13 protein-coding genes are annotated in these 16734 nt (G+C 74.4%); 10 read left to right on the top strand and 3 right to left on the bottom strand.

All coding sequences use genetic code 11. From position 1 onward, the window contains the following. Positions 1-46: 46 nt before the first annotated feature. The 5 genes from HCC30_RS27285 (at position 47) to HCC30_RS27265 (ending at position 6515) form a co-directional block, all read left to right on the top strand. A complete protein-coding gene (locus tag HCC30_RS27285; protein ID WP_169445582.1) occupies positions 47-2005 on the top strand; it encodes a biotin carboxylase N-terminal domain-containing protein in 1959 nt (652 codons plus the stop codon). 48 nt (positions 2006-2053) lie between these two features. Beyond that, on the top strand, positions 2054-3217 hold the full coding sequence (locus tag HCC30_RS27280) for an acyl-CoA dehydrogenase family protein (protein WP_169445581.1): 1164 nt from the start codon (positions 2054-2056) through the stop codon (positions 3215-3217). 132 nt (positions 3218-3349) lie between these two features. Continuing rightward, on the top strand, positions 3350-5089 hold the full coding sequence (locus HCC30_RS27275; RefSeq protein WP_169445596.1) for an AMP-binding protein: 1740 nt from the start codon (positions 3350-3352) through the stop codon (positions 5087-5089). Positions 5090-5166: 77 nt separating this feature from the next. Next, entirely contained in the window at positions 5167-5925 is a 759-nt protein-coding gene (locus HCC30_RS27270; protein ID WP_169445580.1) for an enoyl-CoA hydratase family protein, read from the top strand. Further along, entirely contained in the window at positions 5913-6515 is a 603-nt protein-coding gene (locus HCC30_RS27265) for a TetR/AcrR family transcriptional regulator (protein WP_169445579.1), read from the top strand. Before HCC30_RS27270 ends, HCC30_RS27265 begins: the two co-directional genes overlap by 13 nt. 131 nt (positions 6516-6646) lie before the next feature. Here the strand turns inward: HCC30_RS27265 and HCC30_RS27260 are convergent, their stop codons facing one another. Beyond that, positions 6647-7747, bottom strand: a complete 1101-nt coding sequence (locus tag HCC30_RS27260; protein ID WP_169445578.1) for a citrate synthase 2 — start codon at positions 7745-7747, stop codon at positions 6647-6649. Between the two features lie 816 nt (positions 7748-8563). Between HCC30_RS27260 and pdxH the strand changes: the two genes are divergently transcribed. Beyond that, positions 8564-9187: a pyridoxamine 5'-phosphate oxidase gene (gene pdxH / locus HCC30_RS27255; RefSeq protein WP_169445595.1), complete on the top strand. Its 624-nt coding sequence runs from the start codon at positions 8564-8566 to the stop codon at positions 9185-9187. Positions 9188-9698: 511 nt separating this feature from the next. Next, positions 9699-11159, top strand: a complete 1461-nt coding sequence (locus HCC30_RS27250; protein ID WP_277348093.1) for a PAS domain-containing protein — start codon at positions 9699-9701, stop codon at positions 11157-11159. Here the strand turns inward: HCC30_RS27250 and HCC30_RS27245 are convergent. Beyond that, complete coding sequence (locus HCC30_RS27245; protein ID WP_169445576.1) at positions 11150-11902, bottom strand: SIS domain-containing protein; 753 nt, start codon at positions 11900-11902, stop codon at positions 11150-11152. The genes HCC30_RS27250 and HCC30_RS27245 overlap by 10 nt on opposite strands. Before the next feature lie 197 nt (positions 11903-12099). Here HCC30_RS27245 and HCC30_RS27240 point away from each other — a divergent pair, with 197 nt between their 5' ends. Both HCC30_RS27240 and HCC30_RS27235 read left to right on the top strand, forming a co-directional pair. Continuing rightward, positions 12100-12795 carry a metal-dependent transcriptional regulator gene (locus tag HCC30_RS27240; protein WP_169445575.1) on the top strand — a complete coding sequence of 232 codons (696 nt, stop codon included), beginning with the start codon at positions 12100-12102 and terminating at the stop codon, positions 12793-12795. Positions 12796-13308: 513 nt separating this feature from the next. Continuing rightward, positions 13309-14232: an alpha/beta hydrolase gene (locus tag HCC30_RS27235; protein ID WP_169445574.1), complete on the top strand. Its 924-nt coding sequence runs from the start codon at positions 13309-13311 to the stop codon at positions 14230-14232. Positions 14233-14310: 78 nt separating this feature from the next. Here HCC30_RS27235 and HCC30_RS27230 read toward each other — a convergent pair whose 3' ends face one another. Next, the gene (locus HCC30_RS27230) at positions 14311-14991 is read right to left on the bottom strand and encodes a bifunctional DNA primase/polymerase (protein WP_169445573.1); all 681 of its coding nucleotides are present in this window, start codon (positions 14989-14991) and stop codon (positions 14311-14313) included. 261 nt (positions 14992-15252) lie between these two features. Here HCC30_RS27230 and HCC30_RS27225 point away from each other — a divergent pair, with 261 nt between their 5' ends. Beyond that, positions 15253-16644, top strand: a complete 1392-nt coding sequence (locus HCC30_RS27225; protein WP_169445572.1) for a transcriptional regulator — start codon at positions 15253-15255, stop codon at positions 16642-16644. Positions 16645-16734: the final 90 nt, after the last annotated feature.

Genomic DNA, 16734 nt, shown 5'->3' with positions numbered 1-16734 from the left:
GACGCGGCACACAGCAGCGGGAACGGGGCGGGACGAGGGGCTACGCATGATCCATTCCGTACTGGTCGCCAACCGGGGCGAGATCGCCCGGCGCGTCTTCACCACCTGCCGGCGCATGGGCATCGCCACCGTCGCCGTCCACTCGGACGCCGACGCCACCGCGGCCCACGTACGCGAGGCCGACGCGGCCGTCCGGCTCCCCGGCGACGCGCCCGCCGACACCTATCTGCGCGGCGACCTGGTGGTGAAGGCCGCGCTGGAGGCCGGGGCCGACGCCGTGCACCCCGGGTACGGCTTCCTCTCCGAGAACGCCGGCTTCGCGCGCGCCGTCCAGGAGGCGGGGCTGGTGTGGATCGGCCCGTCCCCCGAGGCGATCGAGGCCATGGCGTCCAAGACCCGCGCCAAGCGGATCATGGCCGGTGCCGGGGTTCCGCTGCTGGAGCCCGTGCGCCCCGGGGAGGTCACGGCCGCGCAGCTCCCGCTGCTGGTCAAGGCGGCCTCCGGCGGCGGCGGGCGCGGGATGCGGGTGGTCCGCGAACTCGGCCTGCTGGAGGGCGAGATCGCGGCGGCCCGCGCCGAGGCCGCGTCCGCCTTCGGCGACGGCGAGGTCTTCGTCGAGCCGTACGTGGAGCGCGGCAGGCACGTCGAGGTGCAGGTCCTCGCGGACGGGCAGGGCACCGTGTGGGCGCTGGGCACCCGCGACTGCTCGCTGCAACGCCGTCACCAGAAGGTCGTCGAGGAGGCCCCGGCCCCCGGCCTCGCCGCCGGACTGCGCACCACCCTGCACGAGGCCGCCGTGCAGGCGGCGCGCGCCGTGGACTACCGGGGCGCGGGCACGGTCGAGTTCCTGGTCACCGGCGACGCCGCGTACTTCCTGGAGATGAACACCCGCCTCCAGGTCGAACACCCCGTCACGGAGCGGGTGTACGGGCTGGACCTGGTCGCCGAGCAGATCCGCGTCGCGGAAGGCGCCCCGCTGGACCCGGCCGGGCCGCCCGGGCCGCGCGGCCACGCCGTCGAGGTCCGGCTGTACGCCGAGGACCCCGCGCGCGACTGGCAGCCGCAGACCGGCACCCTGCACCTGCTCGACGTCCCCGGCGACGTCCGGCTCGACAGCGGCGTCACCGGCGGTGACGAGATCACCCCGCACTACGACCCGATGCTCGCCAAGCTCGTCTCCTGGGCACCCACCCGCGCCGAGGCCGTCCGCTCCCTGGCGCACGCCCTGGAGACCGCCCGCATCCACGGCCCCGTCACCAACCGCGAGCTGCTGTTGCGCTCCCTGCGGCACCCCGACTTCGCCGCAGGGCGTGTCGACACCGGCTTCTACGACCGCCACCTCGCCGAACTCACCGCTCCAGCCGACCGGTCGGGCGGCCGCGCGCGGGAGGCGTCGGCGCTCGCGGCGGCGCTCGCGGACGCGGCCGCGCGCCGTGCCACCCCGGCCGGCCGCTTCGGCGGCTTCCGGAACGTGCCCTCCCAGCCGCAGGTGAAGACCTACCGGACGGAGCCCGACGGCGAGGAGACGGAGGTCCGCTACTGGCTGACCCGGGACGGCCTGCACGCCGAAGGGCTGCCCGGCGTACGGCTGCTGGAGTCCACCCCGGAGCGGGTGGTCTGCGAACTGGACGGCGTACGCCGTGAGTTCACCGTCGCGCGCTACCCGGCGCCGGGGCGCGGGGAAGAGCGCGTGCACGTGGACTCGGCGCTCGGGGCGCACGCGTTCACCGCGCTGCCCCGGCTCCGGGAGCCCGGCGCCGCCACCGAACCCGGGTCGCTGCTGGCGCCCATGCCGGGCACCGTCGTCCGCGTCGCCGAGGGGCTGACCGTCGGGGACGCCGTGCGCGCGGGCCAACCGCTGCTCTGGCTGGAGGCGATGAAGATGGAGCACAAGGTCGTCGCCCCCGCCTCCGGCACCCTCACCGCCCTGGAGGCCGTCCCGGGCCGCCAGGTCGAACTCGGCACCCTCCTCGCCGTCGTCACGGAGGACGGCGCGCAGGGCTGAACAGCCCCGGCACAGCACGGAATCCCCACCGTCACCGAAGGAGTCGGCATGAGCACTGCCCCGCTGGAGACCGAGGAACAGCGCGCCCTGCGCGCGGCCGTCGCGGCCCTGGGCGCGCGGTACGGACGCACCTACTTCGAGGGCGTCGTCGAGGACGGCAAGCACACCGACGCGCTGTGGCGGGAGGCGGCCGAGCTCGGCTACCTCGGCGTCAACCTGCCCGAGGCGTACGGGGGCGGCGGCAGCGGCATCACCGAGCTCTCCATCGTCCTGGAGGAACTGGGCGCCGCGGGCTGCCCGTTGCTGATGCTCGTCGTCTCGCCCGCGATCTGCGGCACCGTCATCGCCCGCTTCGGCACCGAGGAACAGAAGCGGACCTGGCTGCCCGGACTGGCCGACGGCAGCCGCAAGATGGCCTTCGGCATCACCGAACCGGACGCGGGCTCCAACTCGCACCGCATCACCACCACCGCCCGCAGGGACGGCACCGACTGGCTGCTGACCGGCCGCAAGGTCTTCGTCTCCGGCGTCGACATCGCCGACGCCACCCTGATCGTCGGCCGCACCGAGGACGCCCGCACCGGCAGGCTCAAGCCCTGCCTGTTCATCGTGGACCGGGACGCCGAGGGCTTCGCCCGCAACCGCATCGACATGGAGGTCAACGCCCCGGAGAAGCAGTTCGAACTCGTCCTGGACGACGTCAGGCTGCCCGCCGGGGCGCTCGTCGGCGACGAGGACGCGGGCCTGCTCCAGCTGTTCGCCGGCCTCAACCCGGAACGCGTCATGACCGCCGCCTTCGCGCTCGGCATGGGCCGCTACGCGCTGGAACAGGCCGTCGACTACGCCCGCACCCGCCAGGTGTGGAAGGAGCCCATCGGCGCCCACCAGGCCATCGCCCACCCGCTCGCGCAGGCCCACATCGACCTGGAACTGGCCCGGCTGATGACGGGCAAGGCGGCCCGGCTGTACGACCTGGGCGACGACGCGGGCGCGGGCGAGGCGGCCAACATGGCGAAGTACGCGGCCGGTGAGGCGTGCGTGAAGGCCGTCGACCAGGCCGTGCACACCCTCGGCGGCAACGGCCTCACCCGGGAGCACGGGCTGGCCCGGATGATCACGGCGGCGCGGGTGGCCCGGATCGCCCCCGTCAGCCGGGAAATGATCCTCAACTACGTCTCGCACCAGACGCTCGGACTCCCCAAGTCCTACTGACCGTCTCCCGGGGGCTGTCGGCGGCCGGAGAGTGGGCATCACCTCACCACTGCGGCACCCGCGCACGCCGCAGCCGCTCGTCCCCCGTCCGTCGTCTTCCCCCGGGAGGTTCGCATGGTGATCCGCAGCGAGATGGTGTTCCGCAGTGAGTACGCCGACGTCCCCGTCGTCGACCTGCCCATCCACGAGGCCGTGCTCGGCAGGTCGGCGGCCGAGCACGGTACCCGGCCCGCGCTGGTCGACGGCCGCGACGGGACGAGCGTCAGCTACGCGCAACTCGACGACCGCGCACGCCGGATCGCCGCCGCGCTGACCGAGGCCGGCCTGGAGCGGGGCGACGTCCTCGCCCTGCACAGCCCCAACTCCACCGACTTCCCCGCCGTGTTCTACGGCGCGACCCGCGCCGGCGCCGTCGTCACCCTCGTCCACCCGCTGGCCACACCCGGCGAACTCGCCCGCCAGCTGGGCGACTCGGGCGCCCGCTGGATCGTCACCGTCTCGCCGCTGCTCGACACCGTCCGTGCCGCGACGGCGGAGGGCGGGCGCGGCGGGGCGCCGTCCGGCATCCGGGAGATCTTCGTCTGCGACCGGGCCGAGGGGTACCGGTCCGTGCGCGACCTGTGGGAGTCCACCGCGCCCGTGCCCCGACTCGCCGTCGACCCGGGCGAGGTGGCCGTGCTGCCGTACTCCTCGGGGACCACCGCAGCGCCCAAGGGCGTGATGCTCACCCACCGCAGCATCGCCACCAACCTGGCCCAGCTGGAGCCCCTCGTCCCCAGCGGCCCCGGCGACACGGTGCTCGCGGTGCTGCCCTTCTTCCACATCTACGGGCTCACGGCGCTGATGAACGCGCCGCTGCGCACCGGCGCCACGGTCGTCGTCCTGCCCAGCTTCGACCTGGACACCTTCCTCGGCGCGATCGAGCAGCACCGGGTGAACGCCGTCTACGTGGCACCGCCCATCGTGCTGGCCCTCGCCAAGCACGCCGCCGTCGACCGCTACGACCTGTCCTCACTGGAGTACCTGGTGAGCGCCGCCGCGCCGCTGGACGCCGGACTGGCCGGGGCCTGCGCGCGGCGCCTCGGCCTGAAGACCGTCCTGCAGGCGTACGGCATGACGGAACTGTCGCCCGGCACCCACGTCGTCCCGCGCGCGGCGGAGAACCCGCCGCCCGGAACCGTCGGCAAGCTGCTGCCCGGCACCGAGATGCGGGTCGTCGCCGTGGCGGAGGACGGTGCCGTGCGCTCCGGGGTGCTCGGCGACAGCGTCCTCGCCCGCGACCCGGGGCTCGACCTCGCCGGCGACCTCGTCACCGACCACGCCGGGCAGCCCGGCGAGCCGTCCGCAGGACCCGCGCGCCGCGACCTCGGCCCCGGCGAGGAGGGCGAACTCCTCTTCCGCGGGCCGCAGGTGATGAAGGGCTACCTGGGCCGCGCGGGGGAGACCGCCGCCATGGTCGACGAGGACGGCTGGCTGCGCACCGGCGACGTGGGACGCGTCGACGAGGACGGCTGGCTGTTCGTCGTCGACCGGGTCAAGGAGCTGATCAAGTACAAGGGCTACCAGGTGGCGCCCGCCGACCTGGAGGCCGTGCTGCTCACCCACCGGGAGATCGCGGACGCGGCCGTCATCGGGGTCCAGGACGCCGAGGGCAACGAGGTGCCCAAGGCGTTCGTGGTCCGCGGCGCCGCCGGGACGGACGGTCCCCCGCTCGGCGCGGCCGACGTCCTGGAGTACGTCGCCGCCAGGGTCGCCCCGTACAAGAAGGTGCGCCTGGTGGAGTTCGTCGACGCCGTGCCGCGCGCGGCCAGCGGCAAGATCCTCCGCCGCGAACTGCGCGACCGGGAGGCCGCGTCCCGCCACACCCACTGACCGGAACCGGACGCGGGGTGCGGGCCCGTCCCGCACCCCGCCCCGGCGCTCACGCACCCCACGAGAGGACCCAGGACGTGACGGAGACCCAGGACGAGCAGCCGCTGGTACGCACCGGGCACGCGCGCGGCGTCACCACCCTGACGCTGGACTCGCCGCACAACCGGAACGCGCTCTCCGCCCGTCTCGTCGCCGAGCTCCACACCGCGCTGCGCACCGCCGCCGAGGACGACACCGTCCGCGCGGTCCTGCTCACCCACACCGGCAACACCTTCTGCGCGGGCGCCGACCTGCGCGAGGGCAGCGGCACCCCCGAGGACCTCGCCGCGCTGCTCCGCGCCGTCGTGGAACTCCCCAAGCCCGTCATCGGCCGCACCACAGGACACGTACGCGCCGGGGGCACCGGGCTGCTCGGGGCCTGCGACATCTCCGTCGCCGGACCGGGGGCCACCTTCGCGTTCACCGAGGCCCGGATCGGCGTCGCGCCCGCCGTCATCTCCCTCCCGCTGCTGCCCCGCCTGGAACCCCGCGCCGCCGCCCGCTACTACCTCACGGGCGAGCGCTTCGACGCGGCCGAGGCGGCCCGCATCGGGCTGGTGACCCTCGCGGGCGAGGACCCGGACGCGCTCCTGGCACCCGTGCTGGACGGCCTGCGGCGCGGTTCGCCGCAGGGCCTCGCGGCCTCGAAACGGCTGGTGACCAGGGAGGTGCTGGCGGGCTTCGACCGGGACACCGGTAACCTCGCGGAACTGTCCGCGCGGCTGTTCGCCTCCGAGGAGGCCCGCGAGGGCATGACCGCATTCCTCGAACGACGGGATCCCGCATGGGTGCAGTGAACGTGCGCGGCGGCCCGCCCCGGCAGGACCGCAGCAGGGCCACCCGACGGCGGCTGCTGGAGTCGGCGGTGACCTGCCTGGCCGAGCACGGATGGACCGGCAGCACGGTGACGGTCGTCGCCGAGCACGCCGGGGTCTCGCGCGGCGCGGCACAGCACCATTTCCCCACCCGCGAGGACCTGTTCACCGCCGCCGTCGAGTACGTGGCGGAGGAGCGGTCCAAGGCGCTGCTGGCCCTGCCGCAGCCCCAAGGCACCCGGTCCGCGGTCGGCATCCTCGTCGGCCTCTACACCGGGCCACTGTTCCGGGCGGCGCTCCAGCTGTGGGTGGCGGCGTCCCACGAGCCCCAACTGGGGCCGCGGGTGACCGCTTTGGAGGCCAGGATCGGCCGCGAGACGCACCGCATGGCGGTCGAACTGCTCGGCGCGGACGAGGGGGTGCCCGGGGTGCGGGAGACGGTGCAGGGGCTGCTCGACATGGCGCGCGGGCTGGGCCTGGCCAACCTCCTCACGGACGACAGCGCCCGGCGGGAACGCGTCCTGGACGCGTGGGCGCGGACGGTCGAACAGGTCCTGTCGCCACACGCTTAGCCGGCGCTCGCCAGCCCCCGGTGCGGGGTGCCTGTTCTGCACCGGGGGCTGTGCTGCCCCTTCCCGTACGTCTCCGACCGCCGGAGCGTCGGGGTCGTTCGCGCAGTTCCCCGCGCCCCTTGTGGGGCGCGTCAGTGGTGGGCGGTGCCGTAGCCCTCGATGTCGCGGGGGTCGCGGGTGCCGGGGCCGGTGTAGCGGGCCGAGGGGCGTACCAGGCGGCCGGTGCGCTTCTGTTCCAGGATGTGCGCGGACCAGCCGGCGGTGCGGGCGCAGGTGAACATCGACGTGAACATGTGCGCCGGGACCTCCGCGAAGTCCAGCGTGATCGCCGCCCAGAACTCCACGTTCGTCGCCAGCACCCGGTCGGGACGCCGGTTGTGCAGCTCCTCCAGCGCCGCCTGCTCCAGCGCCTCGGCCACCTCGTAACGCGGGGCGCCCAGCTCCTTCGCGGTGCGCCGCAGCACCCGGGCGCGCGGGTCCTCCGCGCGGTACACCCGGTGCCCGAAGCCCATCAGCCGCTCGCCCCGGTCCAGTTGCCGCTTCACGAACGCCTTGGCGTCCCCGGTCCGCTCGATCTCCTCGATCATCCCGAGCACCCGGGAGGGCGCCCCGCCGTGCAGCGGCCCCGACATCGCGCCGACCGCGCCGGACAGCGCGGCCGCCACGTCCGCCCCGGTGGAGGCGATCACCCGCGCGGTGAAGGTGGAGGCGTTCATGCCGTGCTCGGCGGCTGACGTCCAGTACGCGTCCACCGCGGCGACGTGCTTCGGGTCGGGCTCGCCCCGCCAGCGCCGCATGAACCGCTCGACGACGGTGTCCGCCTTGTCGATCTCCCGCTGCGGCACCATCGGCAGCCCCTGCCCGCGCGCCGACTGCGCGACGTAGCTCAGGGCCATCACCGCGGCGCGCGCCAGGTCGTCGCGCGCCTGCTGCTCGTCGATGTCGAGGAGCGGCCGGAGGCCCCAGACGGGGGCCAGCATCGCCAGCGCCGACTGGACGTCCACCCGGATGTCCCCGGAGTGCACGGGAATGGGGAACGGTTCGGCGGGCGGCAGGCCCGGGTTGAACCCGCCGTCCACCAGCAGGCCCCACACGTTCCCGAAGGAGACGTGGCCCACCAGATCCTCGATGTCCACGCCTCGGTAGCGGAGCGAGCCGCCTTCCTTGTCGGGTTCGGCGATCTCCGTCTCGAACGCGACGACTCCCTCGAGCCCGGGTACGAAGTCGGACATCAGGCGGCTCCCTCGTGTAGTTGACGGCAGCCCCACCCGCGTGCGGGCGAGGGGACGGCCCCACCGCGTGCGGACGACGGGCGGCCCGCGGGGTCCGCTGGAGGGGATCCAGGGCCTCGCGCGGCCGGGTCTGCTGCCGAATGCTGCTTCAAGGACTGTGCCGGAACGGTTCCCCGGCTCGTGGACTTCTCGAACGCCCACCGACTCCGCTGTCGGATCGCGCTCGGAATCCCGTGCTCGCGGACCGTGCCGTCACTCGGGTCATGCCCCGTGCGGCCGGAAGTCATCCGGCCCGCTCCCGGCGACGATAACCCCGCATGCGAGCAGGTCACGGCAGCGCTGAAGGTGATTTCACCGGGTTCGCCACATGCGGGACGCGCGTGAGATCGGGCACATTCCGCGGCACGATCCGGTTGCTTTCGGACAGGGATCAGGCCGCACCGCAGGGCGCTCCCGAGCCGCCGTCACCACCCCTCGGGCCTCCCGTCCGGCGGCTGAGCACGGCCTTCTGTCTGGTTTCCTGCCGGATCGCCCCGCGCTCCGTCCGCCGCCGTGCCCCGGCCCCGCGCGGGCGGCCGGTGAACGGGCCGCGGACCGAGCGGTGAAGCCGGGCGGAACAGCCGCTGGTCCGCGGGCGCACATCAGCTGATGATCGCCCGTGGCCCTCCGCGGATGCTGCAAGATGTGCGCGTGCCCCACGCTGACGACGCCGCCCGCACCGGTCCCCGCGACGCCCACCCCCGCTCGTCCTCCGCCGCTCCGCGCGGCACCACCCCCGGCACCCCGCCTGCCGGAACCACCCTCGACCCGGCCACCATGCGCGCCAGTTACCGCGCGGACGGGCTCCTGGAGGCGGACCTCGCCCCCGACCCGTACGCCCAGTTCGCGCGCTGGCTCGCGGACGCCACCGGGAGCGGTCTGCACGAGCCCAACGCGATGGTCGTCTCCACGGCCGACGCCGAGGGCCGCCCCAGCTCCCGCACCGTGCTGCTCAAGCAGTACGACGAGCGCGGCTTCGTCTTCTTCACGAACTACGGCTCCCGCAAGGGCCGCGAGCTGGAGGCCAACCCGTACGCCTCGCTGCTCTTCCCCTGGCACGGCATCGCCCGCCAAGTGATCATCTCGGGCCGGGTGGAGAAGACCGGCAGGGACGAGACGGCCGCCTACTTCCGCACCCGCCCGCACGGCTCCCAGCTCGGGGCCTGGGCCAGCGACCAGTCCGCCGTCCTCTCCTCCCGCGAGGAACTGGACCGCCTCTACGCGGACCTCGTCGCGCGCTACCCGGAGGGCGAGGACGTGCCCGCGCCGCCGGCCTGGGGCGGCTTCCGGGTGGCGCCGGAGACGGTGGAGTTCTGGCAGGGCCGGGAGAACCGGCTGCACGACCGGCTCCGCTATGTCCGCGGTGACGACGGCTGGCGCACGGAACGTCTCTGCCCGTAACGGGAGAAGACACGGAAACGGCCCGCGGGCTGCTCCCCTCGCCTGGTGCGAGGGGCGCCGGTCGGACGAGTCCGACGAGCCCGCGGGCCGGGTGACTGCTGGAAATTCGGCCGGCGAACCGGCGTCACACAGTGGCGTCGACGGCTCTAGGCCGCAGCCACCTCACGCGTCCGGTCGTTCTTCATCAGCCGGATCACCTCCTTTCCCGTGTACCCCCGACGCTAGGCAGGTGCCGAAGCGGCCGCAAGCGAATTTCGGGGCGGCAACGATTTGGTTGAACGCGCTGTGCACTGGGTCACGTTCGCGTTGAATACGGATGCGGCCGGACGGCCGCGAGGGCAGCAACAAGCCGCAGTACGCAGCGCGTTGTGCGCAGGGGGTGCCACAGGTGACCACGCGACCCAGAACACACGCACAGTCGTCCTCCGAGGGCGACGGCAGCGGAGCCGAAGGCGGCGGGCCCGACGGCCGGGAGGAATCCGGCGAGCGGGACGGGCCCGACGACGGACTCCTGCTCGCCGCCCTCCTCGACGGCATGGACGCGGCCCTGTGCGCCTTCGACGCGGACGGCGTCGTCACGCACTGGAACCGCGAGGCGGAACGCATCCTCGGCTGGACGGCCGACGACGCCGTGGGCCGCAAGGGCCTCGCGGGCTGGGCCGTACGCCCCGCCGACGCGGAGGAGACCGAGGCCCGCCTGCTCGGCGCCCTGGGCACCAGCGGCCGCGAGGTGCACGAGGCCGCGCTGCTGACGAAGGACGGCGGCCGGGTGCTCGTCCGGGTCCAGTCGGCCGGGGTCGCCGGCGCAGACGGCGGCGCGCACGGCGTCTACTGCGCCTTCAGCGACATCCACGCGCAGACCGATCTGGAGCGTTCCGTCGCGCTCAGCGAGGCGCTGCTGGAGGACGCGCCCTGGGGCGTGGTCGTCGTCGACGCCGACCTGCGCCCCGTCGTCGCCAACGCGCACGCGGTACGCGCCTTCCGCCGCACCAGGACCGAGCTGCTGGGGCAGCCGCTCGGTGAACTCTTCGGCCAGGGGCGGGAGGAGCTGGAGGGCGCGCTCCAGCACGTCCTGGCCGAGGGCGCCCCGCCGGCCCCCGCCGAGCTCTGGCTGACCCTGCCCGCGGCCGACCCCTCAGCCGAGGACCCCGAAGCCCCGCGCGGCCGGACCGGGCAGCCCCGCGGCGGCGAGGCACGGCGCCGCGGCCGCTCCGGTGCGCGCGCCGGAGGACAGGGCGCGGCGGACGAAGGCCCCGCGCCCGAGGGCGGGCGGCGCTGCTGGCGCAGCGGCTTCCTGCGGCTGGCCTCCCCGCTGTCGGAGGAGCCGGTTCCGCTCGGCGTGGCCTGGCTCTTCCAGGACGTCACGGACGCCAAGCAGGCCGAACAGGAGACCGCGCGGCTCCGCTTCCGCGACAACCAGCTGCACCGCGCGGCCCGGGCGGCCGCCGAGTGCGAGGACCCGATGGAGGCGGCGACGGTCCACCTCGACTTCGCGCTCGCCGGCTTCGCCGACCACGCGCTGCTCGACCTCACGCTGCCCGGCGCGGGCGCGTCCCGGCTGGTGCGCGCGGTGGCGACGCCTGCGGCCGCGCCGGGCGCCGCGTCGCCGGTGACCGGTTCCGGCGTGTGCGGCGGCATCCCCGTCGGCTACGGGCAGGGGCACCCGGCGCTGCTGGCCGCCGAGCGCGGCACCTCCGTCCGCTCCGGCGCGAGCCCGGGCAGCGGGCAGGAGGCGCGGACGGCGCCGGGCTGGGCGGCGGCGCGGAAGTGGCCGGAGGGCACGGTGCACGGACTGTGCGCGGTGCTGCGCAGCCGGGGCCGGACGCTGGGCGTGGTCACCTTCCTGCGCGGCCCGGCCCGCCGCCCCTTCGACCGCCGGGACACGGCGTACGCGGAGGACGTCGCCGTCCGGGTGGCGGCCGCCGTCGACCTGGCCCGCGCCCACCCGGCCGACCGACCGGATCAGCGGTAGAAGATCCGGTCCGCGTAGGTGGTCATCACGTGGTCGTTCCACTCGTGGCCGCCGTCGACGTTGCCGGAGCGGAGCAGCGGCGGGTCGATGCCGCGCTCGGTGAGCTCCCGCGCCGCGGTGGCCACGACCGCCTGCATGAGGGCGCTGGTCACGACGGTGGAGGCGGGTGCGTAGGGGGCGGCGATGCCGTCCGAGGTGAGCTCGGCGTCGCCCACCGCGATCCGGCTGTCGATCACCACGTCGCAGTGGTCCTTGAGGAAAGTCCCCGTCCGGTGCCGGGACTTGGTGGCCTCCGCGTACGCGGCCGAGGTGACGCCGACGACGGTCACGCCCAGGGCCCGCGCGTTCATCGCCATCTCGACGGGCAGCGGGTTGCGGCCGGAGAGGGAGATGACGAACAGCACGTCGCCCGCGCGCACGGGGCTGCAGTCGAGCACCGTCGCGGCCAGCCCGTCGACGCGCTCCAGCGCGCTGCCCAGAGTGGCGGGGCGGACGTCCACCCCGACGACGCCGGGGACGGTCAGCAGGTTCATCACGGCCAGGCCGCCCGCGCGGTAGACGACGTCCTGCGCGGGCAGCGAGGAGTGCCCGGCGCCGTAGGCGAAGACCCGGCCCTCGCCGGCGACGGCGTCCGCGACGGCGGTGGCGGCCGCGGCGATGTTCCCGCCCTCACCGTCCCTGACCTGCCGCAGCAGCCCGATCGCTGCGTCGAGGAAATCACCGGCTGGCGTGTTCGCACTCATGCGCGGCCTCTCGCGTCGGGACTCGTGCGGGGGAGGGGCAGCCGGTGGGGCGGCGCTGCCCGGCGTATCGCCGCGATCACGGTGAGGTCTGGACCAGTGGCCTGTCAAGGGTGCGCAGCCGCCGGGAGGGCACGGTTGTCGGCGCGATGCGTCAGAATTGAGCACAGGGCCACCGCACGAGCTGACTAGGGGCACGCATGTCCGGACTGATCGACACCACGGAGATGTATCTCCGCACCATCCTGGAGCTGGAGGAGGAAGGTGTGGTGCCCATGCGTGCCCGGATCGCGGAACGCCTCGACCAGAGCGGTCCGACGGTCAGCCAGACGGTGGCCCGCATGGAGCGCGACGGCCTGGTCACGGTCGCCGGCGACCGGCACCTGGAGCTGACGGACGAGGGCCGCAGGCTGGCCCGCCGGGTCATGCGCAAGCACCGGCTCGCCGAGTGCCTGCTAGTCGACGTCATCGGCCTGGAGTGGGAGCAGGTGCACGCCGAGGCCTGCCGCTGGGAGCACGTGATGAGCGAGGCGGTCGAGCTCCGCGTGCTGGAGCTGCTGCGGCACCCGACGGAGTCGCCGTACGGCAACCCGATCCCCGGTCTGGAGGAGCTCGGGGAGAAGGCCCAGGCCGACCCGTTCCTGGACGAGGGCATGGTGAGCCTCGGCGAGCTGGACCCGGGCGCCGACGGCAAGACGGTCGTCGTCCGCCGCATCGGTGAGCCGATCCAGATGGACGCGCAGTTGATGTACACGCTCCGCAGGGCGGGCGTGCAGCCGGGCGCGGTCGTCAGCGTCACCAACGGTTCGGCCGGTGCCATCCAGGTCGGCAGCAGCGGCGAGGCGGCCGAGCTGGAGTCCGACATCGCGCAGCACGTCTTCGTCGCCAAGCGCTGACGCCGGCCCGGCAGTTCGCTCCGTCCCCCGCGCCTCCCGGCGCCGGACGGGGCGCCGTCGTGCCCGCGTACGGGGCGGGCCGCGGCCGGCCGGGGAACGAAGCGCCGGGCCGGGGCGTCTTCCCAAATGGTGTCGTTGCCATCAGAGTTGCCGGAATCCGAGCGACCGCACACCCGCCGTGCCACGCTGTTCCGGTGCGCACGCGGGCGGAGGGGAGAGCCGTCGATGGGTGGGCCGGGCGCAGTCGACAGCGGGGTGTCCGCAGGCCGTCGGGCATGCACAAGGCCCCGGCCGGTGCGGCCGGGGCCTCGCCTCCCCATGTCCCCCAGAGGTGACCCGGAGCCCCGAGCTCCCCGGGTCGGTCCCCTTCCCGGTAGCTGTCTCCCCGCGGGGACGTCGGCGAACCCTGGGGCGCGGTCACTCGAAAGTGGGGAGTTACGCCGTACTCCCGCCTGTTCGAATAGAAGTTCGATAGCGTGACGCAGCGGTAGTGGGAATGGGGGTGCACGGCGCATGGTGCGACGTATCGACGTGACGGGGGCCGACGGAGTCCAGCTCGCCGCCTGGGAGTTCGCCGACCCGCCGAAGGGGAGCCACGAGAAGGACGCGGGCGCCGGAGCCGAACTGCTCAGGGACGACGGGCCCGCCGGCGAGAACGCAGCCGAACCGCCCGGAGTGCTCCTGCTGCACGGCCTGATGGGACGCGCGGCGCACTGGGCGGGAACGGCGCGCTGGCTCTCGGGCCGCTATCGCGCCGTCGCGCTCGACCAGCGCGGACACGGACGCAGCGAGAAACCGGAGCACGGCCCGTACGACCGCGCGGCGTTCGTCGCCGACGTCGAGGCCGCCATCGAACAGCTCGGCCTCGCCCCGCTCGCCCTCGTCGGGCACTCGATGGGCGCGCTCACCGCCTGGGAACTCGCGGCCAAGCGCCCCGATCTCGTCCAGGCCCTGGTCATCTGCGACATGAAGGCCTCGGCGCTGGGGGAGCGTTCGCAGCGCGAATGGGCGGAGTGGTTCTCCTCCTGGCCGGTCCCCTTCGCGACGCTGGCCGACGTCCGCAGGTGGTTCGGCGAGGACGATCCGGCCCTCGACCGGCCGCGGCCCACCCGGGGCGACTTCTTCGCCGAGGTCATGACCGAGGGCGACGGCGGCTGGGAACCGGTCTTCTCCTGCCCGCAGATGCTCCGGGTGCGCGAGGCGTGGGTGCACGACGCGCACTGGGACGAGCTCTCGCACGTCCGCTGCCCCACCCTCGTCGTCCGCGGCATCGACGGGGACCTCGGCCGGGCCGAGGCGCAGGAGATGGTGCGGGTGCTGCCCCGTGGCATCTACGCCGAAGTCCCGGACGCGGGACACCTGTTGCACTTCGACCAGCCGGACGGCTGGCGCCGCGTCGTCGAACCCTTCCTCCAGGCCGTCATACCCGCCGCCTGACCGGCACCCCTGACGCACCTCGCCGGACGCACGCTCCTGTGCGTCCGGCGAGGCTTTCCGCTTGCGCGGAGGGGGAGTTCAGGCGCGCCGGAGGGCCGCCTCGCGGCCGCAGGCGTAGGCCAGCGCGGGGAGCAGGTCCCCGGCGTCCGGGAGCCAGCGGTTCGCGGCGCCCGGCCTGCGCGCCCACTGCACGCACCCGCGCGCTCCCCACCGGGTCGGCGGCGCGGCGACCCAGCCGCCCTCGCCGTGCGCGGCGAGGTCCAGCGCGTCCGGCGACCAGCCCAACCCGCGCACCAGATCGGGGCACTTGGCGGCGCCGCCCGGCAGGACGAGGAAGAGCAGCCGCCCGTGCGGGGCGCTGATCACGGGGCCGGGCGAGAGCCCGAGCCGTTCCGCCCGGGCCAGCGCGAGGAGGCCCGCGGTCTCGGGAGCGTCCAGCACGTCGAAGGTGCGCCCCGTCGGCAGCAGTACGGCGGCCTCCGGGTCCTCCGTCCACATCCGGCGCGCGGCCGAGGCGCTGCCCGTGGCCCCGGCGGCCCAGTCGCGGCCGGCGGGGTGGGCGCCGGGGGCCGCGCAGCCCAAGTCGCCGCAGCTGCACCGGGGCATCCCCGCGACGGTCTCCAGCCGGGTGCCGGGGACGACGTCCCAGTGGCGGTCCTGCGTGTACCGCACCGCGTGGTCGAGCGGCGATCCGGCGGGCTGCCGGGGGACGTGCGCGCGTTCCGTGACTCCTGGGGTGACTCCGATGCTCTCTTCCACGCAGATCTCAACTCCCCTTCCCACAGGGGGTTACGGGCCGGGGAACGCGCTTCGCGGCGCGCCGGCGCAGGGGTGCCGCGGGGGCGGACGACGGAGGGACGAGGGCGCACGGGGGCATGTGCGGGGGCGCGCGCCGGAGGGGGCTGCCCCAGGGGGTAGTTCACTCTCCAGTGCATTACTGACCAAGGGAGCCTTTTCTTCGGAATCAGGGTCATATGCACTGGGCAGTGATCATCCGTCGCCTTGAACAGGGGGGATCGCATGGCCGGGAGGCCGCTCACCGTCAAGCAGCCCAACGACAGGCTGCAGACACTCATTCAGGAAGCCGACTGCTCCCACGCCGGACTGGCCCGGCGGGTCAACGTGTGCGGCGCGGAAGCCGGTCTCGACCTGCGCTACGACAAGACCTCGGTCGCCAGGTGGCTGCGCGGACAGCAGCCGCGCGGCCGGGCGCCCGCGCTCATCGCCGACGCCCTCGGCCGCAAGCTGGGCCGTACGGTCTCGGTCGACGAGATCGGGATGGCGGGCGGCCGGAACCTCACACCGGGGGTGGGGCTCCAGTTCGCGCCGGGGCCCGCCGCCGCCGTGGAGCAGGTCTGCGAGCTGTGGCGCAGCGACGTGGGACGGAGCGACTTCCTCTCCGGCTCCTCCGTCGCCGCCTCCGCGCTGGTGGAGCCCAGCCGGGACTGGCTCATCACCGCACCGGACGCGCAGGTGTCCCGCACGGCGGGGCCACGGGTCGGGATGTCCGACGTCGCCGCCGTCACGGCCACCACCGACGCGCTGTCCGGCCTTGACCACACCTACGGCAGCGGCCACATCCGTCCCGTGGTGGCGCACTACCTCAACAGCGTCGTCTCCGGGCTGCTCGCGGGCTCCTACTCGGACGCCGTGGGGCGCGCGCTGTTCGGCGCGGTGGCCCGGCTCACGGAGCTCGCCGGGTACATGGCCGTCGACACCGGGCAGCACGGGCTGGCGCAGCGGTACTACATCCAGGCGCTGCGCCTGGCGCAGGCCGCGGACGACCGCGCGTACGGCGGGTACGTGCTGGCCGCTGGGATGAGCCATCTCGCGGCCTCGCTCGGAAACCCGCGCGAGATCGCGCAGTTGGCCCGCGTCGCGCAGGAGGGGGCGCGCGGGTGCGTGACCCCGCGCGCGGAGGCGATGTTCGCGGCGGCGGAGGCGCGCGGGCACGCGCTGATGGGGGACGGTCCCGCCTTCCGACGGCTGTCCGCCGTGGCCGTGGACGCGATGGACCGCGCGGAGAGCAACAAGGAATCGGGCGACGATCCGGTATGGATCGCCCATTTCGACCGTGCCTACCTGGCAGACGAACTCGCCCACTGCCACCGGGACCTGCACCAGCCCTCGGGCTCCGCCGTGCACGCCCAGGACTCCCTCGCCGGGCATCCCGAGCGCCGGGTGCGGCGGCGTGCCATCGGCTGTTTCCTGCTCGCCTCGGCCCAGGTCGAGCAGCGTGAGCTTGAGCACGCGTGCCACTACGCCGAGCAGGGCGTGGAGCTCCTGGCGGGGCTCAGGTCCGACCGGGGCGCCGAGTACCTGGAGGACTTCCGCCGCAGGCTGGAGCCGTACGAGCAGGAGTCCGCCGTCCGTGACTTCGCCGAGCGCATCGAGGAGATGGCCGTGGCCTGAGCGAACCGTGAACCTTTGCCCCATTTCGTAGGTGACGGGTCGGTGTACCCCCATCAGGGGCGTGGTCGACCATACGAGCGACCCGGTAGC

The sequence above is a fragment of the Streptomyces sp. HNM0574 genome (genome assembly GCF_012726235.1).
Classification (GTDB): Bacteria; Actinomycetota; Actinomycetes; order Streptomycetales; family Streptomycetaceae; genus Streptomyces.
Note: the sequence above shows the minus strand (reverse complement) of the source record. Positions and strands in the feature narration are given on the sequence as shown.